Annotated in this window: 26 protein-coding genes, 1 tRNA gene, 1 pseudogene and 1 riboswitch; of the genes and pseudogenes, 15 read left to right on the top strand and 13 right to left on the bottom strand. The window is 71.8% G+C overall.

The window, feature by feature from the left end:
- A partial coding sequence (locus OUY22_RS22585) for a hypothetical protein (protein ID WP_270157086.1) occupies positions 1–1,791 on the top strand: 1,791 nt, incomplete at its 5' end.
- A 238-nt stretch (positions 1,792–2,029) separates the two neighbouring features.
- Here the strand turns inward: OUY22_RS22585 and mptB are convergent.
- The 3 genes and pseudogenes from mptB to OUY22_RS22570 all read right to left on the bottom strand — a co-directional run.
- Positions 2,030–2,953 (bottom strand): annotated as a pseudogene (mptB, locus tag OUY22_RS22580) (polyprenol phosphomannose-dependent alpha 1,6 mannosyltransferase MptB); the annotation flags it as partial.
- 380 nt (positions 2,954–3,333) lie between these two features.
- The gene (locus tag OUY22_RS22575) at positions 3,334–4,062 is read right to left on the bottom strand and encodes a glycosyltransferase family 2 protein (RefSeq protein ID WP_270157085.1); all 729 of its coding nucleotides are present in this window, start codon (positions 4,060–4,062) and stop codon (positions 3,334–3,336) included.
- Positions 4,059–4,406, bottom strand: coding sequence for an STAS domain-containing protein (locus OUY22_RS22570; protein WP_270157084.1), 348 nt, complete (start codon positions 4,404–4,406; stop codon positions 4,059–4,061). The genes OUY22_RS22575 and OUY22_RS22570 overlap by 4 nt, the downstream gene beginning before the upstream one ends.
- A 249-nt stretch (positions 4,407–4,655) precedes the next feature.
- Here OUY22_RS22570 and OUY22_RS22565 point away from each other — a divergent pair, with 249 nt between their 5' ends.
- Positions 4,656–5,072, top strand: coding sequence for a hypothetical protein (locus OUY22_RS22565; RefSeq protein ID WP_270157083.1), 417 nt, complete (start codon positions 4,656–4,658; stop codon positions 5,070–5,072).
- Positions 5,073–5,365: 293 nt separating this feature from the next.
- On the opposite strand, the gene OUY22_RS22560 is transcribed toward OUY22_RS22565, so the two are convergent.
- A complete protein-coding gene (locus OUY22_RS22560) occupies positions 5,366–6,445 on the bottom strand; it encodes a sensor histidine kinase (protein ID WP_270157082.1) in 1,080 nt (359 codons plus the stop codon).
- Positions 6,442–7,140 (bottom strand): response regulator transcription factor, encoded by a 699-nt coding sequence (locus tag OUY22_RS22555; protein WP_270157081.1) that lies wholly within the window; start codon positions 7,138–7,140, stop codon positions 6,442–6,444. The genes OUY22_RS22560 and OUY22_RS22555 overlap by 4 nt, the downstream gene beginning before the upstream one ends.
- 94 nt (positions 7,141–7,234) lie before the next feature.
- Between OUY22_RS22555 and OUY22_RS22550 the strand changes: the two genes are divergently transcribed.
- Genes OUY22_RS22550 through yidC form a run of 3 tightly spaced genes read left to right on the top strand, consistent with a single transcriptional unit; the run spans position 7,235 to position 8,321 of the window.
- A complete protein-coding gene (locus OUY22_RS22550; RefSeq protein WP_270157080.1) occupies positions 7,235–7,402 on the top strand; it encodes a hypothetical protein in 168 nt (55 codons plus the stop codon).
- Positions 7,403–7,404: 2 nt separating this feature from the next.
- Positions 7,405–7,626 carry a DUF6412 domain-containing protein gene (locus OUY22_RS22545; RefSeq protein WP_270157079.1) on the top strand — a complete coding sequence of 74 codons (222 nt, stop codon included), beginning with the start codon at positions 7,405–7,407 and terminating at the stop codon, positions 7,624–7,626.
- A 47-nt stretch (positions 7,627–7,673) separates the two neighbouring features.
- Positions 7,674–8,321: a membrane protein insertase YidC gene (gene yidC / locus OUY22_RS22540; RefSeq protein ID WP_270157078.1), complete on the top strand. Its 648-nt coding sequence runs from the start codon at positions 7,674–7,676 to the stop codon at positions 8,319–8,321.
- Here the strand turns inward: yidC and OUY22_RS22535 are convergent.
- A complete protein-coding gene (locus OUY22_RS22535) occupies positions 8,305–8,736 on the bottom strand; it encodes an ATP-binding protein (RefSeq protein ID WP_270157077.1) in 432 nt (143 codons plus the stop codon). The genes yidC and OUY22_RS22535 overlap by 17 nt on opposite strands.
- 142 nt (positions 8,737–8,878) lie before the next feature.
- Positions 8,879–10,714, bottom strand: a complete 1,836-nt coding sequence (locus OUY22_RS22530) for a sensor histidine kinase (protein ID WP_270157087.1) — start codon at positions 10,712–10,714, stop codon at positions 8,879–8,881.
- Between the two features lie 124 nt (positions 10,715–10,838).
- Here OUY22_RS22530 and OUY22_RS22525 point away from each other — a divergent pair, with 124 nt between their 5' ends.
- Entirely contained in the window at positions 10,839–11,399 is a 561-nt protein-coding gene (locus OUY22_RS22525) for a methylated-DNA--[protein]-cysteine S-methyltransferase (protein WP_270157076.1), read from the top strand.
- Here OUY22_RS22525 and OUY22_RS22520 read toward each other — a convergent pair.
- The 4 genes from OUY22_RS22520 to OUY22_RS22505 form a co-directional block, all read right to left on the bottom strand.
- The gene (locus tag OUY22_RS22520; protein WP_270157075.1) at positions 11,374–12,717 is read right to left on the bottom strand and encodes a purine-cytosine permease family protein; all 1,344 of its coding nucleotides are present in this window, start codon (positions 12,715–12,717) and stop codon (positions 11,374–11,376) included. The genes OUY22_RS22525 and OUY22_RS22520 overlap by 26 nt on opposite strands.
- Positions 12,708–12,820, bottom strand: a riboswitch (TPP riboswitch). Its footprint overlaps the gene before it by 10 nt.
- A 72-nt stretch (positions 12,821–12,892) precedes the next feature.
- A complete protein-coding gene (locus OUY22_RS22515; RefSeq protein WP_270157074.1) occupies positions 12,893–13,216 on the bottom strand; it encodes a rhodanese-like domain-containing protein in 324 nt (107 codons plus the stop codon).
- A gap of 48 nt (positions 13,217–13,264) precedes the next feature.
- Complete coding sequence (locus OUY22_RS22510) at positions 13,265–14,143, bottom strand: Fpg/Nei family DNA glycosylase (RefSeq protein WP_270157073.1); 879 nt, start codon at positions 14,141–14,143, stop codon at positions 13,265–13,267.
- Between the two features lie 21 nt (positions 14,144–14,164).
- Positions 14,165–14,770: a TenA family protein gene (locus tag OUY22_RS22505; RefSeq protein ID WP_270157072.1), complete on the bottom strand. Its 606-nt coding sequence runs from the start codon at positions 14,768–14,770 to the stop codon at positions 14,165–14,167.
- A gap of 22 nt (positions 14,771–14,792) precedes the next feature.
- Between OUY22_RS22505 and OUY22_RS22500 the strand changes: the two genes are divergently transcribed.
- Complete coding sequence (locus tag OUY22_RS22500) at positions 14,793–15,437, top strand: GOLPH3/VPS74 family protein (RefSeq protein ID WP_270157071.1); 645 nt, start codon at positions 14,793–14,795, stop codon at positions 15,435–15,437.
- Between the two features lie 33 nt (positions 15,438–15,470).
- Here OUY22_RS22500 and OUY22_RS22495 read toward each other — a convergent pair whose 3' ends face one another.
- Positions 15,471–16,715, bottom strand: a complete 1,245-nt coding sequence (locus tag OUY22_RS22495; RefSeq protein ID WP_270157070.1) for an LCP family protein — start codon at positions 16,713–16,715, stop codon at positions 15,471–15,473.
- A gap of 248 nt (positions 16,716–16,963) precedes the next feature.
- On the opposite strand from OUY22_RS22495, the gene OUY22_RS22490 reads away from it, so the two are divergent.
- On the top strand, positions 16,964–18,319 hold the full coding sequence (locus OUY22_RS22490; protein ID WP_270157069.1) for a hemolysin family protein: 1,356 nt from the start codon (positions 16,964–16,966) through the stop codon (positions 18,317–18,319).
- On the top strand, positions 18,316–19,335 hold the full coding sequence (locus tag OUY22_RS22485; RefSeq protein ID WP_270157068.1) for a hemolysin family protein: 1,020 nt from the start codon (positions 18,316–18,318) through the stop codon (positions 19,333–19,335). The genes OUY22_RS22490 and OUY22_RS22485 overlap by 4 nt, the downstream gene beginning before the upstream one ends.
- 198 nt (positions 19,336–19,533) lie before the next feature.
- Here OUY22_RS22485 and OUY22_RS22480 read toward each other — a convergent pair.
- Positions 19,534–19,616 (bottom strand) — tRNA-Leu (locus OUY22_RS22480).
- Positions 19,617–19,816: 200 nt separating this feature from the next.
- Between OUY22_RS22480 and OUY22_RS22475 the strand changes: the two genes are divergently transcribed.
- The 6 genes from OUY22_RS22475 to OUY22_RS22450 all read left to right on the top strand — a co-directional run.
- On the top strand, positions 19,817–20,557 hold the full coding sequence (locus OUY22_RS22475) for an FhaA domain-containing protein (protein WP_270157067.1): 741 nt from the start codon (positions 19,817–19,819) through the stop codon (positions 20,555–20,557).
- A 17-nt stretch (positions 20,558–20,574) separates the two neighbouring features.
- Positions 20,575–21,045: an FHA domain-containing protein FhaB/FipA gene (locus OUY22_RS22470; RefSeq protein ID WP_270157066.1), complete on the top strand. Its 471-nt coding sequence runs from the start codon at positions 20,575–20,577 to the stop codon at positions 21,043–21,045.
- The gene (locus OUY22_RS22465) at positions 21,042–22,310 is read left to right on the top strand and encodes a Stp1/IreP family PP2C-type Ser/Thr phosphatase (RefSeq protein WP_270157065.1); all 1,269 of its coding nucleotides are present in this window, start codon (positions 21,042–21,044) and stop codon (positions 22,308–22,310) included. The genes OUY22_RS22470 and OUY22_RS22465 overlap by 4 nt, the downstream gene beginning before the upstream one ends.
- Entirely contained in the window at positions 22,311–23,705 is a 1,395-nt protein-coding gene (locus OUY22_RS22460; RefSeq protein ID WP_270157064.1) for an FtsW/RodA/SpoVE family cell cycle protein, read from the top strand.
- Positions 23,702–25,159 carry a peptidoglycan D,D-transpeptidase FtsI family protein gene (locus OUY22_RS22455; protein ID WP_270157063.1) on the top strand — a complete coding sequence of 486 codons (1,458 nt, stop codon included), beginning with the start codon at positions 23,702–23,704 and terminating at the stop codon, positions 25,157–25,159. The genes OUY22_RS22460 and OUY22_RS22455 overlap by 4 nt, the downstream gene beginning before the upstream one ends.
- Positions 25,160–25,180: 21 nt before the next feature.
- Positions 25,181–26,079, top strand: an 899-nt coding sequence (locus tag OUY22_RS22450) for a protein kinase domain-containing protein (RefSeq protein WP_270157062.1), incomplete at its 3' end; no start/stop codon positions are given.

The following is a 26,079-nucleotide window of genomic DNA, read 5'->3' as shown; positions in this document are numbered from 1 at the left end:
GCGTACGCCGACACCCCGGCCGGCCTGGGCGACCTCTCCTCGTACGCGCTGATCGTCATGGACGTCCCGGACCTCGCCGCCGCCTGGGCCGCCCAGCCCCCGGACGCGTACGGCGTCCCCGCGGCCATGCCGCCGGACGTCCGCCAGGCTGCCGCGGCGCGGGCCGACCGCCGCGTCGGGACCTTCCTGGCCGCTCTCCCGCCCGGCGTCTCCGTGCTGCTGGCCGGGATCTCCGACGTCTCCCCCGGCGCCCACCTGCACGTCGCCATCGCCACCGGCCCCTCCCCCGCGGGCGCCCCCTACCCGCCCGGCCATCTCACGGCCGGCTCGACCCGCCAGGACGCCCTGGTGGCGATCCAGGACCTCACCGCCACCGCCATCCGCCTGACCGGCCTCGAACCCCCGAGGCAGGTCGTGGGACGCCCGTGGCAGCCCGGCGGCCCGGCCGCGGCCACGGTCGGGGAGACGGTCGCCGGCCTGGCGGACGCCGACCTGGCCAGCCAGGTGCTGCGCGAGGTCCGCGGTCCCTTCTTCGCCGTCTTCGTCACCGTCCAGCTCCTCTTCTACGCCTTCGCCGCGCTGGCCCTGCGCCGCCGCAGGACGACCGCCCCGGCGGGCGCGCGGCCGCCCGAGGCGGGAGACGCTCCGGCACAGGGCGAACACGCCGCCGAGCGGGCGGCCGGCGGCGGGCTCGACCTGGCGGCGGCGTCGCGGCTGCTGGTGGCGGTGCAGGTCGTCTCCGTGCTGAGCGGCTCCATCGCCGTCGCCACGTTCCTGGCGCAGCTCGTGCCGTGGTGGAGCCTGCCGGCGCCGATGGCCGCGCTCATCGTCACGATCCTCGCCATGGCCGGGCTCATCACCGGCCTCGCCTTCGCCGGGCCGTGGCGCTCGCACGTGCTGGGCCCGCTCACCGTGGTCGCGCTGGTCACCTCCGTCGCGATGCTGACGGACGTCATGACCGGCTCCAGCCTCCAGGTGAACGCCGTCTCCGGGTACGAGCCCGTGACCGGCGGCCGGTTCTACGGTTTCAGCAACATCGCCTTCGCCATCTACGCCACCGGCACCGTCCTCGGCCTGGCGGGCGTCGCCCAATGGCTGCGCGGCAGGGGCGCGCCCCGAGCCGCGGTGCTGACGGTGTGCGTGCTGTACGGCGGACTGGCGGTGTTCGCGGACGGGTCGCCCGCGTGGGGGGCGGACTTCGGCGGCGTGCCGGCGTTCGTCGCCGGGCTGGCGGTCTTCCTCATCCTGCTGTCCGGCGGCCGGGTGTCGATCGCCAAACTGGCGGTCGTCGGGGTGGCGGGGGCCGCGATCATCGGCGGCATCTCCTTGGCCGACTGGCTCCGGCCGGCCGGGGAGCGCACCCATCTCGGCACGTTCGTGCAGCAGGTCATCGACGGCCAGGCGTGGACCGTCGTCGGCCGCAAGTTCGGCGCCATGGTCGGGGTGACCGTGGGGAACTGGTCGCTCACCCTGCTCTCGCTGGTCGCCCTGGCGTTCCTGTTCAGGGTGCTGGCCCGGCCCTCGCGCTGGGGGGCGCCGGCGCTCGGGCAGGCGTACGCGCTCGCGCCGACCCTGCGCGCGGGCCTCTTCGGCGCGCTGACCTGCGCCTTCGTCGGCTTCCTGATGAACGACTCGGGCATCGCCATCCCGGCCATGGCGCTCACGGTGGCGGTGCCGCTGACACTGGCGTCGTGCGTACGCGCGCTGCAGCTCGCCACGCCCAGCCCAGCAGACCCGCGGTCAGCGCCAGCAGCAGCCACGGGACGACCTGACTCCGCACCACGGTCATGAGCCACCCCAGCTCGGGCGGCTGCCCGACGACCCGCGCCGGCAGGTAGGCCAGCGACAGCACGAGCAGGTGGGCCACCATGAACCGGTCGAGGGCGGAGGCCGCCGCCAGCGCCAGCACCCCGAAGGCCAGCCCGTCGTACCAGGGCAGCACGTACGGCGAGGCGAACAGATAGGCGATCACCATCACCCCTGCCACGACCACGGCCTCGTCGCCGGACCCCGGAGCCCGGAGGCGGCGGGAGCGGGAGATCAGGCGGAAGAGCGACCAGGCGATGAGGGCGAGCAGGAGCAGGGAGCCTATCTGGATCGCGCCGCGGTAGGCGCTGCCCGTGCCGATCAGCGACTGCAGCCAGCCCTGGACGAGCTTCCAGAACGAGGCGTTGGAGATCGACTTGCTGGTGCGGGTGACCGGCGCGAGGGCGGCGAAGCCGGCGACGGCGTAGCCGGCGACCACCACCGCCAGGGCGACCCCGGCCACGAGCGCCAGGCGGCGGGGGTCGCGGCGCAGCTCCCAGGCGGGGCCGAGGGCGACCAGGCCCGCGTTGAGCTTGACGGCGACCCCCAGGCCGAGCAGAGCGCCTGCGACGACGGGCCGGGACCGGGCCAGCAGGGCCGCCACCATGCAGGCGATGGCCAGGGTGTCGACGTGCATGCCCGCGACGAGCTGGTAGAGCAGGAGCGGGTTGGCCGTCCACAGCAGGGCGGCCCGCACCCGCGCGGCCGGGTCGTCGCGGGTGAAGCGGTCGATGAGCAGGCCGGTGGCGATGAACGCGGCGGCGTTGACCAGGGCCAGCAGGAAGATCGTCAGGCGGACGGAGTCGCCGGCCAGCCAGCTCGCCGCGGTGTGCAGAGCGGTGGCCACCGGCCCGTAGACCGTCGGCTCCTCGCGCCACGGGGCCTCGACGGCGTCGGTGACCGGATCGCCGGGGAGGTCGACGGCGCCGTGCGTGTACGGATCGAGGCCCAGGGAGGCCAGGCGGCCGTAGCCCGCGTAGTTGAGATGGTCGCCGGAGCCCGACGGCGGGAGGAAGGCGAGCAGGACGGCGGCCAGGCAGCCGAGCAGCACGAGCGCCCGGGGCAGGCGGGCGGGGAACGACGCGGGCGGCACCGCCAGCGCCGCGAGCAGGCCGAGCCCGCCGAGCGTCAGGGCGAGGGCGGCCATGGCGACGACGAGATAGGGGTGCGGGCCTGCGGCCAGGGAGTAAGGCGGCTGCCAGGCGGGGCCGGGCAGGGCCGGGACCATGGCGGACGGGCCGAGCGCGCCGATCAGGACCGTCAGCAGGATCGAGGCGGCGACGCAGGCCAGGGCGGGCCGCATGAGCCGGTGGGGGGCGCTGACCCGCGTCTCGGAAGTCACCCGCAAATTCCAGCACACCCGCCGCGGCGCTCCGCCCGCCTGTCCCCACCCTGTGGACGACACGCCGGGCGGCGCGGCCCCGCGAGACTCGGATACGGGCGGACGTCAGCGGCGAGGCTCGCGGCCACCCAGGGTTCACGGACCGTCAGCGAGGAGGCTCGCGACCACCAAGGGCTCGCGAACTGTCAGCGGCGAGGGCGGAGCTTGGCGAGGTTGGCGGCCACCACGGGCTCGCGGACGGCCAGCGCCAGCGCGACGTCGCGGAGCTGCCGGGCCCGGTGGACCTGGGAGCGCCAGTCGGAGCCGGTCGCCCGGTGCGCCATGTCCACCTCGACCTCCACGACCCGGAACCCCTTGCGGATCAGGTCGATGGTCAGGGCCGTCTCCACGCCGAAGCCGTGGGCCAGCGGGCGGGCCGCCTCGAACGCCTCCCGGGTGAGGCAGCGCTGACCGTTCAGCGGCTGGGTGGCCTCGAACCCGGTGGCGCGGCGGATGCCGTCCCTGGAGAGCCGGACGACGACGCCGTGGCCGGCGAGCTTGACCCGGTTGGTGAAGGCCGCGATGGTCATGTCGGCCAGGCCGGCGCGCACGGGCTCGGCTAACGCGGCGGCGGCCTCGGCCGTGGCGGCCAGGTCGGCGTCCAGGAAGAGCAGGTGGCGGGCGGCGCCGTCGTCGAGCAGGCGCACGGCCTCGGCGCCGGTCTCCATGGCGGCGGCCTTGCCGCGGTTGCGGCTGTGGCGCATCACCTTGGCCCCCGCCGCGCGCGCGACCCTGCCCGTCTGGTCGGTCGAGCCGTCGTCGACCACCACGACCAGGTCGACGCCGGGCAGGCCGCGGGCCGAGGCCACGGTGAGGCCGATGCGATCGGCCTCGTTCCTGGCCGGGATGACGACCGCGGTGTCGCCTGCCGTCATGACTGCTCGGCGATGAGAAACTCCTGCGGCACCTCGTCATGCACGGTGAAGACCGAGTCGAGCCCGGTGACCTGCAGGATCTTCTGCACCGCGGGACGGGGCGAGGCCACCTCCAGGGTGCCGCCCCGCTCCTTCATCCGCTTGAGCGCGGACAGCAGCACGTTCATCCCCGTGGAGTCGCAGAAATCCACGGCGGACATGTCGATGACCACGCGGCCGGGCCCCTCCTGAAGCAGCCGGGTGAACTCCGACTGCAGGTGGGGTGCCGTATAGAGGTCGATTTCACCGGCGATCACGACGAGTGCGTGGCCGGCATGTGATCGAGTCGAGACCTTGAGCTCCACACAGGCAGGCTAGCGGCGCGGAGGCTCCGGGTCACGTTGTCACGCCGATACGTGATTGAAGGCATGAATCGAGGTGGCCGATCCCGAGCTGTGGACGAGAGTGGCCGTTTGGGCTCCACGCGGACGGAGAGTAGGCGAGACTTGACGGTGTGCCACCATGACGCCCGGAGAGGGGGCGGGCCGGAGCCTGGCTCCGGTCACCACTTCACAGCAGGAGGAGGCTGGGCGAGCTCACGGGCCCGATGACCTATGAATACAGACCGACCGGAAGACCCTCAGCGCCAGAGACTCCGCGAACAGCTCGAGGCCATCCTCCTCCGCAGCGAGAAGGCGACCTCGTGGCACGACGAGGCCGCCCGGCTGCGCCGGCTGGTCAACCATGAGGGGTACGTCCCCGTACAGACCAGGCTGGCCGTGGAGGACCTCGACTTCCTCACCGGGGCGCGCGACGAGCTGCTCATGTTCTCCGAGCTGGGGCTGCGGCTGCTCGACCTGCACCAGCCGCGTGACGCGGGCGGCATCACCAGCGACGCCGCGCACCCGATCCTGCGGTGCCGGAGCTGCATGTGGCGCTGGCCCTGCCCGACATTTCGTGCGATGTCGGAGTCGTTCGGCGCCACTCCGGAGACCTCCCTCCCGGCAACGGTCCCCCCGGGGCCCGCCTGACGGCGCCGCGCATACCCCGCCGCCCGCACCGGACCCGGTGAGCACCCCACCGCCCGAACACCAGCCACCGCGAACACCAGCCACCGCGAACACCGGCTGCCCTGAACCACCGCACGCCGTGAAGGCCCGCCACCCCGCACCGCCACGCCACGCCACGCCTTATGAACCTCTCGTCATGAACCTCTCGTCGTGAACCTCTCGTCGTGAACCTCTCGTCGTGAACCTCTCGTCATGAACCTCTCGTCATGAACCTCTCGCTGTCCCGAACCGCCGCCCCGCGAGGGCCCGGCGCGTCACGCGAGAGGCAGGCGGATCTCGAAGCGGCACCCGCGGCCCTCGTTCGCCACCCCGATCACCCCGTCGTGCGCCCGCACGATCCCCTCGGCGATCGCCAGCCCCAGCCCGGCCCCGCCGTCCGAGGTCGGGGTCCGGGCTGTCTCCCCCCGGAAGGCCACCTCGAACACCCGCGTCAGGTCCTCGTCCGGGATGCCGCCGCAGGAGTCGCTGACCGACAGGCTGGCCGTCCCGTCCGACGCCCCGGACCGCAGCACCACCGGCAGGTCCGGGGGCGTGTGCTCGATGGCGTTGACCACGAGGTTGCGCAGCGCCCGCCCGAGCGCGCCCGCGTCGGCCTCGACCGGCACGGCCGCCGCCTCCGCGGTGAGCAGCACGCCCTTCGCCCTGGCCAGCGGCTCGGCCCCGGCCAGCGTGTCGGCGACCAGGTCGGCGAGCCCGATCCTGGCCCGTGACAGCCGCAGTGCCCCGGCGTGGATCCTCGACAGCTCGAACAGGTCGTCGACCATGGCCGACAGCCGTTCCACCTCCCGTTTGATCTGGCGGTGGTAGCGGCCGACCGTCTCGGGGTCGGACACGACGCCGTCCTCCAGCGCCTCCGCCATGGCCCGCATCCCGGCCAGCGGGGTGCGCAGGTCGTGGCTGACCCAGGCGACGAGCTCGCGCCGGGCGCCTTCCAGGGCGCGTTCGCGGGCGTACGCCTTCTCCAGGGCGTCGGCGATGGACTGGAGCTCGGCGGGCAGCCCGCGCGGCGCGGCGAACGGCTGCTCGCCGACCGCGGCCACCAGCCGCCTGCTCTCGGCCACGACCCGCCGGGCCACCACGAAGGCCACGCCGAGCCCGACGAGCCCGCCGACGGCGACCACGCTGAGCACGATGTCCCTGGCCGGCCCTTCGATGACCATCCGCATCGTGATCGCGACCACGCCGGCCAGGGTGGCGGCCACGGCGACGACCACCACGATCGCCATGATCACGCCGATGGAACGGGTCCGCAGCACCCACATGACGGCCAGCCCCAGGCCGGCCACGAGCAAGCCCAGCCCGGCGGTGACCGCGACGATCACGCCCAGGGTCACGCCGCGCCCTCCAGCGGCTCGTACCGGTAGCCGACTCCCCAGACGGTGACGATCCTGCGGGGTTCGGTGGGGTCGGGCTCGATCTTCTCGCGGAGCCGCCTGACGTGCACGGTCACGGTGGAGGAGTCGCCGAACGACCACCCCCACACCTGGTCGAGCAGCGCGGCCCGGCTGAACGCCTGCCTCGGGTTGCGCATCAGGTAGGCCAGCAGGTCGAACTCGCGGGCGGTCAGCATGACCGGCTCGCCGTCCAGCCGCACCTCGTGGGCGCCCACGTCCACCACCAGGCCGGCGTCGCGGAGCACGCCGGTGCCGCCGGTGACGGCGGCGCCGCGGGCCCTGCGCAGCACCGACCGCACGCGCAGGGCCAGCTCACGCGGGCTGAACGGCTTGACCACGTAGTCGTCGGCGCCCGTCTCCAGGCCGGCCACCCGGTCGAGCTCCTCGCCGAGCGCGGTCAGCATGATCACTGGAACCGGCCAGCGCTCCCTGAGCTTCCTGCACACCTGTAACCCGTCGAGCTTGGGCAGCATCAGGTCCAGCACCATCAGGTCGGGCGGGCTGGCCAGGGCGCGGCGCAGCGCCTCCGCGCCGTCCTCCACGCACTCGACCTCGTGCCCGTCGCGCTCCAGGTAGCGCGCGACCACTTCGGACACGGTCGGATCGTCGTCGACCACCAGGATGCGGGTGTTCACGCCTTCACCGTACGGGGCGAGGGGGCCGGTGAGGCGATCACGTCATCGGACGGTAAGCATCGCGCGGGGCGCCGGCACGACGTACGGTGGGCTCATGGGTCGAGTCATCATGCTCGTGGCGGGCGTCGCTCTGGCGCTCTTCGTGCTGTTCACCTTCATCATCCCCATGGTCCTGGGGCTGCTGAAGATCGCGCTGATCATCGGAGTGGTCGCGCTGCTGGTCTTCATCGTCGTCACGATGGTCGGTAAGTCCTCAACCTGACGGTGACGACCTTCCTGTTCGATCCATGGCTCATCGCCGTCACCATGGTGGCGGTCCTGCTGCTGCTGTCGTGGGCGGTCAGGCCGCTGCCGGTCTGCGGCGGTGAGCCGTCCGGGTTCCCCCTGGTGTACGCGCGGCGCACGGCCTTCCAGCGCCAGCGCGATCCCGGCGCGGCCGGCAGACTCAGGCCGAGAGCTCCTTCACCGCGCCCCGCTTCCGGTTAGGCGGGGCTCGGATCCGAGCCCTGAAGGTCTCCGCGGGAGAAGGGCTCATGATCGATTCACTGGTGTCATTCATCGTCGGCATGTCCGGGGGCCACGCCGCCCTCGGCATCGTGCTGTTCACCCTGGCCGTGCGGCTCCTGCTGCTGCCGCTGGCCGTCCGGCAGGCGCGCAGCGCCAGGCTCAGGGAGCGCCTCGCGCCGAGGCTGCGTGAGCTGCGCAAGAGGTTCGGGCGGAACCCGGAGCGGCTGGCCAGGGAGACGTCCGCGCTGTTCGCCAAGGAGGGCGGTTCGCCGCTGGCAGGGATCCTGCCGGGGCTGGCGCAGCTGCCGTTCCTGTGGCTGATGTTCCGGGTGGCCACGCATCCGACCGCGCTGGCGGGCCATGACCTGTTCGGGGCTCCGCTGGGTCAGCAGGTCGCCGCCGTGATCGCGCATTACGGTCTGGCCAGCGGACCCTTTTCGGTCTTCGCTTTGGTGCTCGTGCTGATGGCCGTGGTGGCATGGCTGTCGTCCCGTGCGGTGCGGTCGTCGCTCACGGAGGACCAGCCGGAGCTCATGCGGAAGATCGCGCCGCTGCTCCCGTACGGCTCGCTCGTGGCCGCGGCCGTGCTCCCCCTGGCCGCCGGGCTCTACCTGCTGGTGTCCACGGCGTGGACCACGGGAGAGCGCGCCGTGCTCGCTACCCGGCCTCTTTGAGGGCGTGAACCTGCCCGTTCACCTGCTTCTTGGGCGCGGGCAGGATCGCCCACACCGTCGTCGTGTCGCCGTCATGCCGCACGCCCCAGCTCTCCGCCACGTACTCGACGATGCCCAGCCCACGCCCGCCCAGCGAGGACAGCGCAGGCCGGCCCGCCCTCGGCTCGGTGGCCGCTCCCCCGTCGCTGACCGCCACCTCGATGTGGTCCTCGCTGCGCAGCCAGGACACCTTCACCATGCCCGAAGGCAGCGGGTGCGCGTGCCGCAGCGCGTTGCTGAGCAGTTCGCTCACCACCAGCACGGCATCGTCGATCGCGGCGCCGAAGACCCCGCAGTCGTGGAGATCGGAGCTGAGACGCTGGCGGGCGACGGCGACGCTGGACGGCGCGTACGGCAGCAGCACCACGCTTGACACACCCACCTCCCCGTCTCCCAGTGCCCCCCGCGGAAGCACCCCCGGTACGACCGAAATGCCCCGTTCCTCGATCCCAGAAACCGCATCTCAATCACAGCTTGTACACATCGGACGATAGATCAGCGCAAGCATGACCACCTCGTTACCGCACCGGTGTGTCGGATCGGATAGGAGAAGCGCACCTGAGCTGCAGCTTCATCCGCGTGCCACCGGCGGGTCGCGGATGCGCGCTCACCTCGCCGCCCTGCGCCCTGGCCAGGCTCCGCACGATGTAGAGCCCGAGCCCGACACCGCCGAACCTCCTGCGGTCGCCGGTCTCCACCTGGACGAACCGTTCGAAGATCCGCTCCCGGTCGGCCGGCGCGATCCCCACGCCCTCGTCGTCGACCACCACGACCACCCGCCCGTCCTCGCGCCAGGCTCCGACGCTGATCAGCCCGCCTCGCGGCGAGTACTTGAAGGCGTTCTCCAGGAGTTGGCCGAGCACGATGTCGGTGGCCAGCGGATCACCCAGCGCGTGCGGCAGGCCGGCGGCGATGTCCACCTCGATGCGGTGGCTGTCGGACAGCACCGGCAGGCCGAGCGTGGCCGCCCTGAGCCGCTCGGCCACGTCGAACGGCTCATCGCCGACCACCTGCTCCTCCGCTCCCGCCCTGGCGCCGAGCAGCAGGTGGTCCATGAGCCGGCCGAGCGACCGGGAGCGCTCGGCGATCGTGTGCACGGCGTAGCGGCGCTCGGCGTCGCTCAGCTGCTCCCACCGGGCGTCGAGCGTGCTGGCGAAGCCGCCGACCACCGTGATCGGGGTGCGCAGCTCGTGGCTGGTGGTCGCCAGGAACAGGTCTTTGGCCTCCTCCAGCTCCTTGGCCGCCGTGACGTCGCGGAAGTCGACGACCAGCTCGCCGGTCTCCTCGATGCGCGCGCACACCACGTCCAGCCAGCGCCCGTCCGGCAGTTGGTGGGTGACCTTCTCGCCGGGGCCGGGCAGCGGGAACGGCGGCGGGCCGCCCGTCACCTCCTCGGCCGCGACGGCGGTGAGCCGGGCCGCCGCCGGGTTCCACCGCAGCACCCGGCCGTCGCCGTCGAGCACCGCGATGCCGTCGGCGCTGGCGTCGAACACGGCCCGCTCGTGCGCCCGCTGCCGCACCGCCTCCTGGTAGGCGACCGCGTTGCCGACCGCGATGCCGGCGTGCCCGGCCAGCAGCTCCAGCAGCTCCAGCTCCAGATGGCCGGGCTTGTTCCCGGTGAACAGCGCGTAGAGCGCGCCGTACGGGCGACCGCCGACGGCGGCCAGGCCGAGCGCGATGGTGTGCAGGCCCTTGAGCTCGGCCCACACCAGCCGCTCGATCCCCTCGGACTCCAGCAGCACGGTCCTGCCGGTGCGCAGCAGCGTGCCGACCAGGCTGGTGTGCAGGTCGGTGGTGGCGTCCTTGAGCGACGGCGGCAGCCGGTAGGTGCTGACCAGCCGCAACCGCTCGCCCTCGATGAGCACGAACCCGCCCGCGTCGGCCCCCGTCAGCTCGGTGAGGCTGGCCGAGATGCGGTCGAGCACGGCGGGCAGCTCCAGCTCGGCGTTGATGTCGGCGACCACGTCGGTGAGCCTGCGCACCAGCCTGGCCCGGCGCGCCATCCGGTGCTCGGCGGCGCTGCCGGCCCGCACCAGGTGGTAGACGCAGACGTACCCGGCCGTCGCGCTGCCCGTCCGCAGCGCGCTGATGTCGGCCCGCACGTCCAGCACGGCGCCGTCGGCGCGCGCCCGCTTGGTGCGCAGCGACACCTGCTCGCCGGTGCGCACCCGCTCCAGGGCCGCGTGGTGCTCGGCCGCCAGCTCCTCGGGCACGATCGGCGCCCGGCGGCCCAGCACGTCGGCGGCGGGCCAGCCGAAGAGCGCCTCGGCGGCGGCGTTCCACACCAGGACCGTCTGGTCCCTGTCGATCGCGACCACGGCGTTGGGCGAGCTGTCGAGCACCGCCCGGACCATCTCGTCGTCACTCGCAGCCCTTGCGTCCCCCACGACTCCATAGTGCCCGCGGCGTGGCGTCCGCGTCGGGTGATCCGTCCGATACGCTGCGGTCACGGCTGTTCGTACGGGTGGAGGTGAAGACGTGTCGGGCGACCTGGATGCCCTTCTGCGGGCGACGTCCGACACCTATCGCGGCGACGGCCCGCCCGACATCGCGTTCGGCACCTACGACGGCGCGGTGGGCCGGCTGGTGCTCGCGGTCACCGCCCGCGGTCTCGTCACCTGCAGCTACGAGGACGAGAACGTCGTGTTCGAGCGGGTGGCCAAGCAGGTGGGCAGGCTCATCGGCAGCGACGCCCGGCGGCTCGACCCGGTGCGCCGCGAGCTCGACGCCTACTTCTCCGGCCGGCTGCGCGCCTTCTCCACCCGGGTCGACCTGTCCCTGGCCACCCCGTTCGCCCGTACGGTGCTGCAGAAGACGATGGCGATCCCGTACGGCACGACCACGACGCCGGCCCGCGTCGGCGAGCTGATCGGCAGGCCGCGGGCGCTGCGCGCGGTCGGCAACGCGCTCGGCGCCAACCCCGTGTGCGTGATCGTGCCGTGTCACCGGGTGGTGCGCGACGACGGCGAGCCCGGCGACTACGCGGGCGGCGCCGCCGCCAAGCGGCACCTGCTCACCGTCGAGCGGCGCGGCGCCTGACGAGCCCGATCAGCAGCGTCACCAGGGCCGCGACGATGGCCGCGCCGAGCGCGCCGTTCATCCACGGCTCCCTGGTGAAGCCGACGGCCTCGCGCACCCCGGCCCAGAAGCCGTCCCAGGGGGCGATGGTCGGGGTGGAGGTGGTCAGCCAGTACGCGGCGAACCCGAGCGCCCACGGCGCCAGCATCGACCAGCGGGCCGGGGCGTCGGCGGCGGTGTTCCACCGGGCCGAGCCGCCGAGCAGGAAGTAGTCGACGGCCAGCACCGCGAACATGGGCACGAACACCGCGCCGATCACGCCCAGGAACGCTCCGTAGGAGGTCACGTCCACCACCAGCGCGATGGCGATGGTGAGCAGGCCGATGACCGTGCTGATGATCCGCCGGTCGACGCGCGGCATGAGGTTCTGCAGTGAGACGGTCGTCGAGTAGACGTTGGCGAACGACTGGTCGGCCTCGCGCAGCACCAGGACCGCGAAGAACAGCGCGCCCAGCGGCACCGCCACGAACGGCCCGAACACCGCGGTGCTGTCGGCCGCCACCGCCTGCGCGCCGGCGATCGCGACCGCGTACACGCCCAGCGCCAGGCAGGCCACCTGGGCGAGGGTGTAGCCGCCGACCACGCCGGCGAAGGCCGCCCGGCTGGACCTGGAGTGGCGGGCGAAGTCGGCGGCGAGCGGCACCCACGACACCGACAGCGCGATCACGTAGTCGACGGCCGGGGCGAACGCCTCCCAGGACCCGCCGGTCCGCGGCTGGGCGTCGCCCAGGAACTGCACCGCGAACCAGATCATCGCGATGATCACCAGGACCGTGATGTAGCGCCGGATCAGCCGGACGGCGCCCAGCGGCCAGACGCTCAGCACCGTGGTGACCACCCCGGCGACGATCACCCAGACCGCGTACGGGACCGTGTCGCCGAAGATGGCCAGGGCGCCCTGGGCGATCACCCAGAGCTCGAACGCGCCCCAGCCGACCATCTGGACGATGTTGAGCCCGGTGGGGACGTACGACAGCCGGGCCCCGAACAGCCCGCGCAGCAGCACCATCGCGGGCTGCCCGGTCCGCGTGCCGGGGATGGCCGCCAGGCCCACCATGGTGGTGCCGATCAGGCTGCCGACGACGGTGGCGACCAGCGCGGCCGTCAGCGACAGCGGCGCGCCGCCGAGCGGGTCGATCAGGAACAGCGCCCCGGAGAAGCCCAGCAGGCTGACCGCCAGGTTGGCCCAGAGCGCGCCCTGGTCGAGCACGCCGAGGGTCTTGGGCGGCGTGCCCTCCAGGGTCAGCGGAACTTCGTCGCCGTGGACGGCATGCGGCATCGCGCACTCCCTACGCCGGCATTACCCGGACAGGTTCATGCGGTCGGCAGCGGCGGTAGCTGCCCTCTCAGCCCGGTTGCCCCGAGCTCCCGCGGTGGGTCGAACGCGGCCGGGGATCAGCTCCGGCACGCGCCCCCATGATGCCCTATTGGTCGGATTTGGGCCAGCGGTGGAGTCAGGCGACCACAGGCGGCCGGCCCGTCTCGCTGACCATGGGGCGCTTGTCGTGCTCCCAGGCCTGCATGCCGCCGCCGACGTTGATCGCCTCCCGGCCGAGCCGGTTGAGCCAGGCCGCGACCTGCAGCGAACGGCCGCCGACGCGGCACACGACGTAGACGGGGCGGCCGGAGGGCACCTCCTCGACCCGCGCCTGGATCTGCGTCATCGGGATGTGGACCGCCTCGGGGGCGTGACCCGCCACCCACTCGTCCTGCTCGCGCACGTCGAGCAGGTAGGCGTCCTCGGGCACGTCGCGGACCTCGACCTCGGGAACCGTCATGGGCCCATTCTCCCCTGCCGCGCGCCGTGCTCGGCACACGCCGCGACCCTACTTGAGCAGCCGGGACATGCGGCGGTCGGCCAGCGGCTTGCCACCGGTCTGACAGGTGGGGCAGTACTGCAGCGCGGAGTCGGCGAACGACACCTCGCGGATCGTGTCGCCGCACACGTCACACGGCTGACCGGCGCGGTTGTGGACCCGCAGCCCCGACTTCTTCTCCGCCTTGAGGTCCTTGGCCGCCAGGCCCCGGGCCCTCTCGACCGCCTCGCGCAGCGTGGTCACGATCGCCTCGTGCAGGTCGGCGACCTGCGCGTCCGTCAGCGTCGAAGCGATCTTGAACGGTGACATCCTCGCGGCGTGCAGCACCTCGTCGGAGTAGGCGTTGCCGATGCCCGCGATGACCTTCTGGTCGCGCAGCAGGCCCTTGACCTGGGTGCGGTTGCCGCCGAGGATCCGCTTGAGCGCGGCCACGTCGAAGGACGGGTCGAGCGGGTCGGGCCCGAGCGCGGCGATCCCCGGCACCTCCTCCGGGTCCCTCACCACGTAGACGGCCAGGCGCTTCTGCGTGCCCGCCTCGGTCAGCTCGAACCCCGGCGCGAGCCCCTCGGCGTCGGCCGCCATCCGCACCCGTACGGCCAGCGGGCCCTTGCCCGGACGGACCGGCTTGGCGCCCGAGAGGTCCTCGCGCCAGCGCAGCCAGCCCGCCCGGGCCAGATGGATGACCAGGTGGAGGCCGTCGCAGTCGAGGTCGAGGAACTTGCCGTGCCTGGCCACGCCCGTGACGGTCAGCCCGCCCAGCGCGCTCACCGGCGGGTCGAACGTCTTGAGCGCCTGCACGCCCGGCACGTCGACGCCCGCGATCACGCGTCCGACCGCCCGCTCACGCAGGAACGCGGTGAGCGACTCGACCTCGGGAAGCTCCGGCATGCCCTCCAGCCTACGTGGGCGCTACGGCACGTCCCAGAACGCCAGCTCGTGCGCCATCCCCTCCCGGAACCTCGCCTCGGCCAGAGCCGGGTCGGGGTCCGCCTCGTCGAGCATCCGGGCGATCCGCTCGGTCAGCGCCGCGAATCCCGGGTCGGCGTAGGTGTCGACCCAGGCCCGGTAGCGCGGCTCGGCCGGCGGGTTCTCCGCCAGGATCCGCCCCAGCGTCGAGTAACCCCACATGCACGGGTACAGCGCCGCCAGCCCCTCTCCGTACGAGGAAGCCGCCTCCAGCAGGAAGTCCGTGTACGCCACGCACGCCGGCCCCTTCACTGCCCCCTCCAGGTCGGCGCCGAACTCCGCCGACAGCGAGCGGTGCAGATCCAGCTCCTCGTGGTACGTCGAGTGCGCCAGGTCCACGAGGTCTCCCACGTGCGCGTCGGGCGCCTGCCAGGCCAGCTTGGCGAAGACCCGCACGTAGTCCAGGAGGTACAGGTAGTCCTGTTCCAGCCACGACCGGAACACCGGGTCCGGCAGGTCGCCCCGCCCGATGCCGATCACCGTCGGATGCTCCACCTGGGCCTGGAGCAGGGGACGGCCGATAACGTGCAACTTTTCCGAGATGGTCATGCTCGCACGTTAGTGTCAGAGGATGAGTGTGACGATCGCGGAGGAGATCCTCCTTCTCGCCTTCGGCGAGGACGACGGCAGGCAGTTGCTCTCCGCCATCCAGCTCGACCCCGCCGTGGCCGGAGCCCTGCTCGCGGAGCTGGCCCTCGGCGAGCGCATCGCGCTGAGAGACAAGAAGGTGACGGTCCTCGACCCCGCGCCGTTGGGCGACGACGAGCTCGACGCCGCGCTCGCCCGCATCGCCGACAGCCCCAAGGAGCGCAAGCCGGCCTGGTGGGTGCAGCAGCTCCAGTCGGGCAAGCTCCGCACCCGCCTGCTCACCCGGCTCGCCGGTGCGGGCGTGCTGTCCGAGGAGCGCGTGCGGGTGTTCGGCATCTTCCGCACCACCCGCTGGCCCGAGCTCGACGGCGCCGTGGAGGCCCGGGTGCGCGAGCGGGTCGCCGCCGCGCTCGGCGGCGCCGAGCCGGACCCGCGCACCGCCGTGCTCATCGCGGTCATGCACGCCGCCAAGCTCGACCGCAAGGCGTTCCCCGGCGCCGACAAGGAACGGGTCAAGCAGATCGCCTCCGGCGCCTGGGAGGCGGAGGCCGTGGCCCAGACGATCGCCGCGATCAACGCGGGCATCTCGATCGCCGTCACCACGGCCGCCATCACCGCGTCGAGCTGACCGGCCGGCTGAACCGGCCCGGCCGGCGCCGGTTCAGCCGGCGTCGACGACCTCCTTCGGCGCCGGCTTGTCGGCGGCCAGCGCCTCGAACAGGGCGACGGCCTTGTCCCTGTCCCACTTGACGGCCTCGCCGCCAGCGACGATCTCGGTGCCGCCGAACGGCACCACCGTGGTCACCGGGTTGTCGCCCATGGCCAGGCCCAGCGAGAGCATGTCGAACACGCCGGTGTCCTCGTCGACCGCCACCGCCTCGGTGGCGCTCATCGCCAGCGGGATCGAGGTGAACGGGTTGATCAGGGTGCCGGGGCTGGCCGCCTTCTTCACCACCGCGCCGAGGAACTGGCGCTGGCGCTTGGTGCGCTCGTAGTCGGGCAGCGCGCCGCCCTGGCGGGTGCGGACGTAGCCGAGCGCCTGGGCGCCGGTGAGGGTCTGGGTGCCCTTCTTGAGCTTCAGGCCCGCCTTGGGGTCGTTCACCGCGGCGCGCACGTTGATCTCGACGCCGCCGACGGCGTCCACGATGTCGACGAAGCCGGCGAAGCCGATCTCCATGTAGTTGTCGACGCGGATGTCGGTGACCGTCTCGACGGTGCGGACCAGGAGCTCGGGCCCGCCGATGGCGTAGGCGGCGTTGAGCTTGTTGCGGCCCTTGCCGGGGATGGTGACGGCGGAGTCGCGGGGCAGGCTGACCAGCGTCGGCCGGTCGCCGCTCTCCGGCAGGTGGAGCAGCATCATCGAGTCGGTCCGCTGGCCCTCGCTGTTGCCGGTGGCCAGCTTCCTGCGCTCGCGGGCGGACAGGCCCTTGCGGCTGTCGGAGCCGACCAGGAGCCAGTTGGTGCCGGGGGTGTCGGCCGGCCGGCCCTCGTAGTCGTCCAGGATCCCGGCGGGCAGCCCGCCCAGCCGGCCGTCGATCCAGAACAGCAGACCGGCGGCGAGCAGCACCAGCGCGGCCACGAGCGCGCCGAGGATCTTGAGTACGGTGCCGACCCTGATCCGCCTGCGCGGCCGCCGCCCGGACGGGGGCGGCTGCTCGGAGCCGCGCCGCATCGGGCGGACGGGGCTGTCGCCGGAGCGCGGCCTGCCGTACACGCGCGAGCCGGCCCGGGGCCTGTCGTCGGCGGACGACGAGGGTGGAGGCGACGAGGCGGGAGGCGACGAGGGGGGAGGCTGCGGGAACTGGTGCGCGGGCGCCCCCGCCGAGCGCCGCCCCTCGTCCTTCCGCGGCAGCGGACGGCGCTCACCAGGCGGGCGCATGGCCCGCGTCCGGTCGTCCTCAGACACTTGGCTCCTTCTTCCCATCGCTTGACATAGACGCTACGTCGCAGACGTCGTTCAGTGCAGCGCACCGGCCAATGTTCCGCCCACGGAAAAGTACGCAGAACCCCGCAGATATGGCCACCGGAAACACAGAAGGCACCTGCATCGTTAGCTTTAGGGACCACATCTATGGAAAGGATGATCGTGTCCACTGCGGACCCATGGAGTAGCCGCCCGTGCGCATGCACGGGGACCTCTGAGAGCTCGCGCCGGTGAGCGCTTATCTGGGCATCCTGGCCCTCTTCCTGCTCACTGCCGCGACGGGCTACTTCGTCGCCCAGGAGTTCGCCTTCGTCGCCGCCGACCGGGCCGTCCTGCGCGAGCAGGCCGCGGCCGGTGACCAGGCCGCCGAGAAGGCGCTGCGGGTGACCTCTCGCCTGTCGTTCATGCTGTCGGGCGCCCAGCTCGGCATCACCGTCACCGCCCTCGTGGTCGGTTTCCTGGCCGAACCCGCCATCGCCGCGCTCGTGCGGCCCTGGCTGTCGGACGCCGGTCTGCCGGACACCCTGATCACCGGGCTGTCCGTCGCCATCGGCGTCGGCGTGGCCACCGTGGTCCAGATGGTGCTGGGCGAGCTGGCGCCGAAGAACCTCGGCATCGCCAGGCCCGAGCCGGTGGCCAAGTTCCTGGCCGGATCGACGCTGGTCTACCTGGCCGTGGTCGGCCCGGTGATCCGTCTGTTCGACTCGGCCGCCACCGGGCTGCTCAGGAAGCTGGGCATCGAGCCCGTCGAGGAGGTGGAGCACGGCGCCACCCCCGAGGAGCTCTCCCGGATCATCGAGGAGTCCACCGAGGCCGGCGAGCTGCCTCCGCGCCTGTCGGAGCTGCTGGAGCGCGCCCTGGAGTTCGGCGACCACACGGCCGAGGAGATCATGGTGCCGCGGCCGCGGGTGGTCGTGCTCCGCACCGCCCAGCCGATCTCCGAGCTGGTGGAGACGATGCGGGCCTGCGGGCACACCCGCTACCCGGTGCTCGGTGACGACGGCGACGTCGCGGGCGTGACCGGCGTGCGCGAGCTGCTCACCTCCGGGATGGAGGAGGGCGCCGTCGGCGACATCACCCGGCAGGCGCTGCTCGTGCCCGACTCGCTGCCGCTCCCGGTGGTGCTCGACCGCATGCGCGTCGCGCGCGACGACATCGCCTGCGTCATCGACGAGTACGGCGGCCTGGCCGGCGTGATCACCGTCGAGGACCTGGCGGAGGAGCTGGTCGGCGAGCTGGTCGACGAGAACGACCCGGATCCCGTGGGCGCCGTGCGGCAGCCCGGCGGCGTCTGGGAGGTGCCCGGCAGGCTGCGGCTCGACGAGGTCGAGCGGGCCACCGGCATCGCGCTGCCGGAGAGCGACGACTACGACACGCTGGGCGGCCTGATCCTGGCGGAGCTGGGGCGGATGCCCGAGCCCGGCGACACGGTGACGGTGCCCACGGTCGTGGAGGCCCACCCGTTCGAGGAGGACGACGGTGACCGGCATCTGGCCGAGCTGACCGTGATGTCCATCACCCGTCGCGTGCCCGAATGGGTGCGTCTGGCGCCCGCCCAGCAGCCCGCGGAGGCGACGAGCCGATGACGATGATCCTCATCAGTGTGGCGCTGCTGGCGTTCAACGCGCTGTTCGTGGCGGCCGAGTTCGCCTTCGTCTCCTCACGGAGGCACCGCCTGGAGGAGGTCGCGACGGGCGGCAACCGGCTCGTCAGGATCGCGGCCAGGTCGGCCGCGGGCGGCAGCCGCCAGCTCTCGCTCATGCTCGCCGGGGCCCAGCTCGGCATCACGCTGTGCACGCTGGGTCTCGGGTACGTGACCGAGCCGGCCATCGAGCACTATCTGGAGCCGGTGTTCGCGGCCATCGGCGTGGCCGAGCCGCTGCGCATGCCGATCGCGCTCACGCTCGCGCTGGCCCTGGTGACGTTCCTGCACATGGTGGTGGGCGAGATGGCGCCCAAGTCGTGGGCGCTGACCCATCCCGAGCGGGCGGTGCTGCTGCTCACCCTGCCCTTCCGGGCCTTCACCTGGGTGATGCTGCCGCTGCTCTCGACGCTCAACGGCCTGACCAACGTGATGCTGCGGCTCTTCGGCGTGCAGGCGCGCGACGAGCTGGCCACGACCAGGACGCCGCGCCAGCTCGCCATGCTGGTCGGCGAGTCCGGCCGGATGGGCCTGCTGGACCGGGAGGAGCACGACCTGCTCACCCGGGCGCTGCGGTTCGAGGCGGCGGGCATCGAACGCCTCATGGTGCCGATCGACCGGGTCGTCACCGTACCTCCGTCGGCCGACACGGCGGAGATCCGCCGCGTGGCGGCCGGTAGCGGCCACCTGCGGCTGCTCGTGAGCGACGGCGGCGAGGTGACGGGCGTCCTGCACGCCCGCGACGCCCTGCTGCAGCCGGGACGCACGGCGGGCGAGCTGGCCCGGCCGGTGCCGGAGCTGCCGAGCGCCACGCAGGTCCCCGAGGCCGTGGCGGCGCTGCAGGAAGCGCGGTCGCATCTGGCGCTGGTCATCGGCGCCGACGGCGCGACCGTCGGCATGGTGAGCCTCACGGACCTGCTGGGCCAGCTTCTGGACACCCGCAAGCTGGCGGCGGTCTGACACTCCCGGGTCCGCTGTGAGCGAAAACACAGCGAAACGCCCGGCCGGAAGCGACGTGAAAGTGCGTTGCAACCGGCCGGGCGTACCTTTCGCCGAGCGAAGGCGAGAAGCGGACGGAAAAGATGAAGCCCCGGCTCTTGCGAACCGGGGCTCTCTTTCGTCAGTGTTGGTCTGCCGATTTCATCGGCGTGACCGGAGTGGGCGAGGAGGGATTTGAACCCTCACGTCCTTTCGGACACACGGACCTGAACCGTGCGCGTCTGCCGTTCCGCCACCCGCCCTTGTGGGTGCGGAGAAACATTAGCACGGAACAGCCACTGGTACTGAACCCGGATACGATCGCATAAGACACGTGAGCGGAGGAGCTGGGCGCGAGTGCTTGGAGAGCGCCGGGGCACTCTGTCTCGTGGTTCGAGCGGAGACCGGGCGTCATCGGCGTCTGGGGGCCGCGATCATATGCACGGAGGAAGGGAGGTACCCGGTGGGAGTCCTTCAGCGCTTCGAGCGACGGCTCGAAGGCTTGGTTGAGGGGGCCTTTGCGCGGGCGTTCAAATCTGACCTTCAGCCGGTCGAGGTCGCCAGCGCGGTGCAGCGGGAGATGGACGAGCGGGCGGCGATCGTCGCCCAGGGCCGTACCCTCGTCCCGAACGACTTCGTGGTGGAGCTGTCCACGACCGACGCCGAGCGGCTAGAGGTCTACGCCGACAGCATCAGCCACGAGTTGGCCAACCTCGCCAGGGAGTACGCCAAGGAGCAGGGCTACTCCTTCGTAGGACCGGTCCGGGTCCGATTCGAGACGGCGGGCGACCTGGCGGTGGGCTTGTTCCGCATCAGGTCGGGCGTCATCCGCGGCGCCACGGTCGAGCAGGACGAGATCCGCCAGCCGTCCAGCGACCTGCCCCCGTCCCGGCCCAACGCGTTCAACGGGCGGCCCCGGCTGCTCGTCAGCACTCAGGACGATCCACAGGGCGACCGCTCCTACGAGCTCACCACTCCGGTGACCTTGCTGGGCCGCGGCACCGACTGCGATCTTCGTCTCGTCGACCCCGGCGTCTCCCGCCACCACGCGGAGCTGCGCGTCGAGGGTCAGCAAGTCGTCCTGGTCGATCTCGGATCGACCAACGGCACCTTCGTCAACGGCCAGCCGGTACGCAGAATCGAGCTCCAGAACGGCACGCGAGTGACGCTGGGACGCACGACTCTGGTGTTCCGGCGCGATTAGAGGTAGACAAACGGTCCATGTCCGAGCTCACGCTGGTGCTGATCCGGCTCGCCTTCCTGGCGGTGCTGTGGTTCTTCGTCATCGCCGCGGTCGGTGTGATCCGGACCGACTTGTTCGGGTCACGCACGGCCCCGGCCGGCCCGGGGACAGGGACCAAACCTGCCAAACCCGTGGCAAAGCCCAAGAGCAGGAAGGGAGAGCCCCGCCAGCTCATCGTGACAGGTGGTCCGCTGCAGGGCACCACCATTAATCTCACGGAGACGCCCATCACCATCGGCCGGGCGAACGACGCCACGCTGGTAGTCAGCGACGACTACGCATCCAGCCGGCACGCCCGGCTCTTTCCCCAGGACGGTCAGTGGATCGTGGAAGATCTCGGCTCCACCAACGGCACGTATCTCGACCGCTCGAAAGTCACCCGCCCGACCCCGGTGCCGCTCGGTGTTCCGATCCGTGTCGGCAAGACAGTCATTGAATTGCGCAAATGACCATCGCACTCCGCTACGCCGCCCGCTCGGACGTCGGCCTCCTCCGTGAAGGAAACGAGGACTCGGCCTACGCCAGCGGCCGCCTGCTCGCCGTCGCCGACGGCATGGGCGGGCACGCACACGGCGAGGTGGCGAGCTCCGTCGCCATCGCCGCGATGGCCTCTCTCGAAGAGGCCCAGCAGGGGGGTGACCTGCTCAACGCCATCGAGGCAGCCGTACGCGACGCCAATCGCAAGCTGCACGAGATGGTGGGACGGGATCCCAGCCTCAAAGGCATGGGCACCACACTCACCGCCATGCTCTGGAACGGCACCCAGGTCGCGCTGGTGCACGTCGGCGACTCCCGCGCCTACCTGCTCAGACGCGGCGAGCTCTATCAGATCACCCATGACCATACGCTCGTGCAGCAACTGGTCGACGACGGGCGGATCACCCCGGAGGAGGCCGCGACCCATCCGCAGCGCTCGATCCTGCTGCGGGCGCTCGACGGCAGCGGTGAGGTCGACCCCGACCTGACGCTGCGCGAGGCGCAGGTGGGCGACCGTTACCTGCTCTGCTCCGACGGGCTGTCCGGGGTGGTGAGCGCGGAGACCCTGCACGCCACGCTGACCAATCTCGACGATCCCGAAGAGGCCGTACGCCAGCTCATCGACCTGGCCAACCGGGGCGGCGGGCCCGACAACATCACCTGCGTGATCGCCGACGTGCTGGAGATCACCGACGGGCAGCAGGTGCCTTTCGAGGCCGCCGTCGTCGGCGCCGCCGGGATGACCCGGCTGCGCTCGGGCGAGGAGGCCGCGCCGGGGCGAGCGGGCGCGGTGACCGCTCCCCAGCCGGCCATCACCGATGACGACTTCGACGAGCCGGTCGCGCGAGCGTCCCGCAAGTCGGGCAGGCGTCGCCGGGTGTGGCCCGTGCTGGTCACCGTGCTGTCCGTGGCCGCCATCGCCGTGGGCGTGGGCGGTTACTTCGGTTGGAAGTGGACCCAGGACCAGTTCTTCGTCGGAGCCTGGGCCGACGAAGTGGTCGTCTTCCAGGGCATCCAGCAGGAGGTGGGCCCCGTACAGTTCTTCAAGGTGGCCCGCCACACCGGCAAGGCCCTGTCCCGGCTCTCGCCGCCTGACCAGGCACTGGTCAAGGACGGCATCGAGGTCGGCGACGTGGACGAGGGTCTCACCAAGATCAATACAATGAGGTTCGCGGAACCCACCCCCTCCGCGAGCCCGTCGCCATCCCCGACTCCCACAAGGACGAAACCTCAGTAGATGAGCGAAGTGGCCCCCGCCCCCGTGCCCATGCCCGCCAAGCGACGCATGGCCCAACTCGTCATGCTCGCGTTCGCGGTTCTCATCACCATGGGCGCCTACGCCAACGTCGGACTGGCGATGGACGGGGCGATCCCCTCGGGCATGCTGACGTACGGCTTGAGCCTGGGCGGCCTGATGCTGGCCGCCTACCTCGTGCTCGCCAAGTTCGCGCCGTGGGCCGACCCGCTGATCCTGCCGCTGGTGACGCTGGTCAACGGGCTCGGGCTGGTGATGATCTTCCGGCTGTCCGAGACCGACTCCGACCTGCCGTCCGCCACGCTCGCCTCGCCCAACACGCAGCTGCTGTGGACGCTCATCGGCATCGTGCTGTTCAGCCTCACCCTGATCTTCCTGCGTGACCACCGCGCCCTGCAGCGGCTCACCTACACCGCCGGCGCGGCGGGGCTCTTCCTGCTGGTCTCGCCGCTGATCCCGTTCCTCGGCCAGGAGATCAACGGCGCCCGCATCTGGATCGGCGTCCCCGGGGTGTTCTCGCTCCAGCCGGCCGAGTTCGCCAAGCTGGCGCTGGTGGTCTTCTTCGCCGGCTACCTCGTGGCCAAGCGCGACGTGCTGGCGCTCGCCGGGCGGCGGCTGCTGTTCATCGACCTGCCGCGCGCGCGTGACCTCGGCCCGGTGCTCATCACCTGGGGTGTCAGCCTGGGCATCCTCGTCCTGCAGAAGGACCTGGGCTCCTCGCTGCTGCTGTTCGGCACGTTCATCGCGATGCTCTACATCGCCACCCAGCGCATCTCCTGGGTGATCATCGGCATCCTGCTCTTCCTGTGCGGCGCGGTCCTGGCCGGCATGGTCTTCAGCCACGTCCAGCTGCGCGGCGCGGTCTATCTCGACCCCGGCAACCCCGAGCTCTACAACGCCATCGGCGGCAGCGAGCAGCTCATGCAGGGCCTGTTCGCCATGGCGTCGGGCGGCGTCCTCGGCACCGGGCTCGGCCAGGGTCATCCCGAGCTCATCCCGCTCGCCTTCTCCGACTTCATCTTCGCCGCCACCGGCGAGGAGCTCGGCCTCACGGGTCTGATGGCGATCCTCATGATCTACGCGCTGATCGTCCAGCGCGGGCTGCGCGCCTCGCTCGCCGCCCGCGACCCGTTCACCAAGCTGCTGTCCGCCGGCCTGTCGTTCCTGCTGGCCTGGCAGATCTTCATCATCGTCGGCGGTGTCACCAACCTCATCCCCCTGACCGGCCTGGTCACCCCGTTCATGTCACAGGGTGGCTCGGCGTTGCTGGCCAACTGGATCCTCATCGCGCTGCTCGTCCGCATGACCGACGCGGCGCGCAGGCCACCGCCCCAGGCGATCCAGAACGAAGGAATGACGCAGGTGTTCCAGCGATGAACCGGACGATCAAGCGCGCGGCCGTCGCCTGTCTGGCCATGTTCGCGCTCCTGATGATCAACGTGAACATCCTTCAGGGCGTGCGCGCGTCGAGCCTCAGCGACGACGCCCGCAACCAGCGCAACTTCTACGAGCGGTACGCGGTGCAGCGCGGGCGCATCACCGCGGGCGGCAAGGTCATCCTGGCCCAGTCGAAGGAGACCAAGGGCGACTTCAAGTTCCTCAGGGAGTACCCCGATGGCCGCGTGTACGCGCACGTGACCGGCTTCTTCTCGCCCGAGAGCGAGTCCGCCATCGAGCGCAGCGAGAACAAGCTGCTCGACGGCTCCAGCGCCGACCTGCTGCTGCAGCGCGGCATCGACCTGTTCACCGGCGAGCCGCCCAGGGGCGCGAACGTCGACCTGACGATCCACCCGGCGGCGCAGAAGGCCGCCTACGACGCGCTGCGCGAGAGCGGCAAGCGCGGCGCCGTGGTCGCCCTCGACCCGAAGACCGGCGGCATCCTCGCCATGGTCTCGCTGCCCACCTACGACCCGGCCGAGCTGTCGGGCACGAACAAGGCCGAGGTGTTCAAGCGCTACGACGAGCTGGCGAAGGACAAGAGCCAGCCGCTGCTCAACCGTACGATCGCGAACACCTACCCGCCGGGCTCGACGTTCAAGGTGGTGACGGCCGCCGCCTTCCTGGAGGACGACTCCAGCCGCGGCGCCGACACCACGGTCCCCGCCCCGCAGGTGCTCGACCTGCCCAACACCAGCGCCGACCTGCCCAACTACGGCGGCGCGGCGTGCGGCTCCGGCCAGGTGACACTCCGTTTCGCGCTGGAGCGGTCCTGCAACACCCCGTTCGGCAAGATCGGCATCGATCTCGGCTACGAGGCGATGCGCGAGCAGTTGCAGAAGTTCGGCGCCGGTGAGCCGCTGGCCGTGCCGATGTCGGTGGTCAAGAGCGACTTCGGCCCCAAGGAGGACGCGGCCGCGGTCGCCCAGGCCTCCATCGGCCAGCGCAGCAACCAGATGACCCCGCTGCAGATGGCCATGATCGCGGCCGGCATCGCCAACGACGGCGTCGTCATGAAGCCCCACCTGGTGAACAAGATCACCGACTCCAACGGCGACACGATCGACGAGACCGACCCCGAGGAGTTCACCGAGGCGGTCAGCAAGGAGACGGCCGACGAGCTCACCGACATGATGGTGAGCGTCGTGGCCAACGGCACCGCGAACCGCGCGCAGATTTCCGGCGTCCAAGTAGCGGGAAAGACCGGCACCGCCGAGACCGCTCAGGGCCAGCAGCCGCACGCCTGGTTCATCTCGTTCGCACCCGCGGACGAGCCGAGGATCGCGCTCGCGGTGATGGTCGAGTCCGGCGCCGTGCGCGGCGGCGGAGAGGCCACCGGCGGCGGCACGGCCGCGCCGATCGCCAAGGCAGTGATGGAGGCGGTGCTGAAGTGATGGACGGTAACGTGCTGAACCATGCGGCTCGGTAACCGCTATCTCCTCCTCTCCCGCATCGCCGCCGGCGGCATGGGGGAGGTCTGGCGTGCCCGCGACGAGCTGCTCGGCCGCGAGGTCGCCGTCAAGGTGCTCCACAGCCACATCCACGCCGACCCGGCTTTCCGCGGCCGCTTCCGCAACGAGGCGCGCATCACCGCCGGGCTGGCCGACCCCGGCATCGCGCAGATCTTCGACTACGGCGAGCAGGCGGACCTGGCCTACCTGGTGATGGAGCTGGTGCACGGTGAGCCGCTGTCGGCCATCCTGGTCCGCAACGGCGCGCTCGGCGTCGAGGTCTCCCTCGACGTGCTCCACCAGACGGCCAAGGCGCTGCACGCGGCCCACTCCTCCGGGGTGATCCACCGCGACATCAAGCCGGGCAACCTGCTGGTGACTCCCGAAGGCACGATCAAGGTGACCGACTTCGGCATCGCCAGGGCCATGGAGGCCGCGCCGGTGACGCAGACCGGCACCGTGCTCGGCACCGCCCAGTACGTCAGCCCGGAGCAGGCGCAGGGCCTGCCGCTGACGCCCGCGAGCGACCTCTACTCGCTGGGCGTGGTGGCCTACGAGTGCCTGTCCGGCCGGCCCCCGTTCCGGGGCGACAGCGCCGTGGCGATCGCGCTGCACCACCTCAGCGAGCAGCCGCCGGCGCTGGGCGTGGACGTGCCCGCCCCGGTGCGCGAGCTGGTGACGGCGCTGCTGGCCAAGGACCCCGCGCAACGTCCCCGCTCGGCGCTGGAACTGGCCGATCGGGCGTACGTGCTGCGCGAGTCGCTGTCGACCGGTGACACCGCGCTCGGCTCGCTCACCGACCCCTCCGGCTACCCGATCCGCGGCCGGCACGAGGACCGGGCTCCGGGCGGGCCCGCGACCTC

The organism is Nonomuraea corallina (assembly GCF_027620315.1).
Taxonomy (GTDB): domain Bacteria; phylum Actinomycetota; class Actinomycetes; order Streptosporangiales; family Streptosporangiaceae; genus Nonomuraea; species Nonomuraea corallina.
This window is presented reverse-complemented; position numbering and strand designations above follow the sequence as displayed.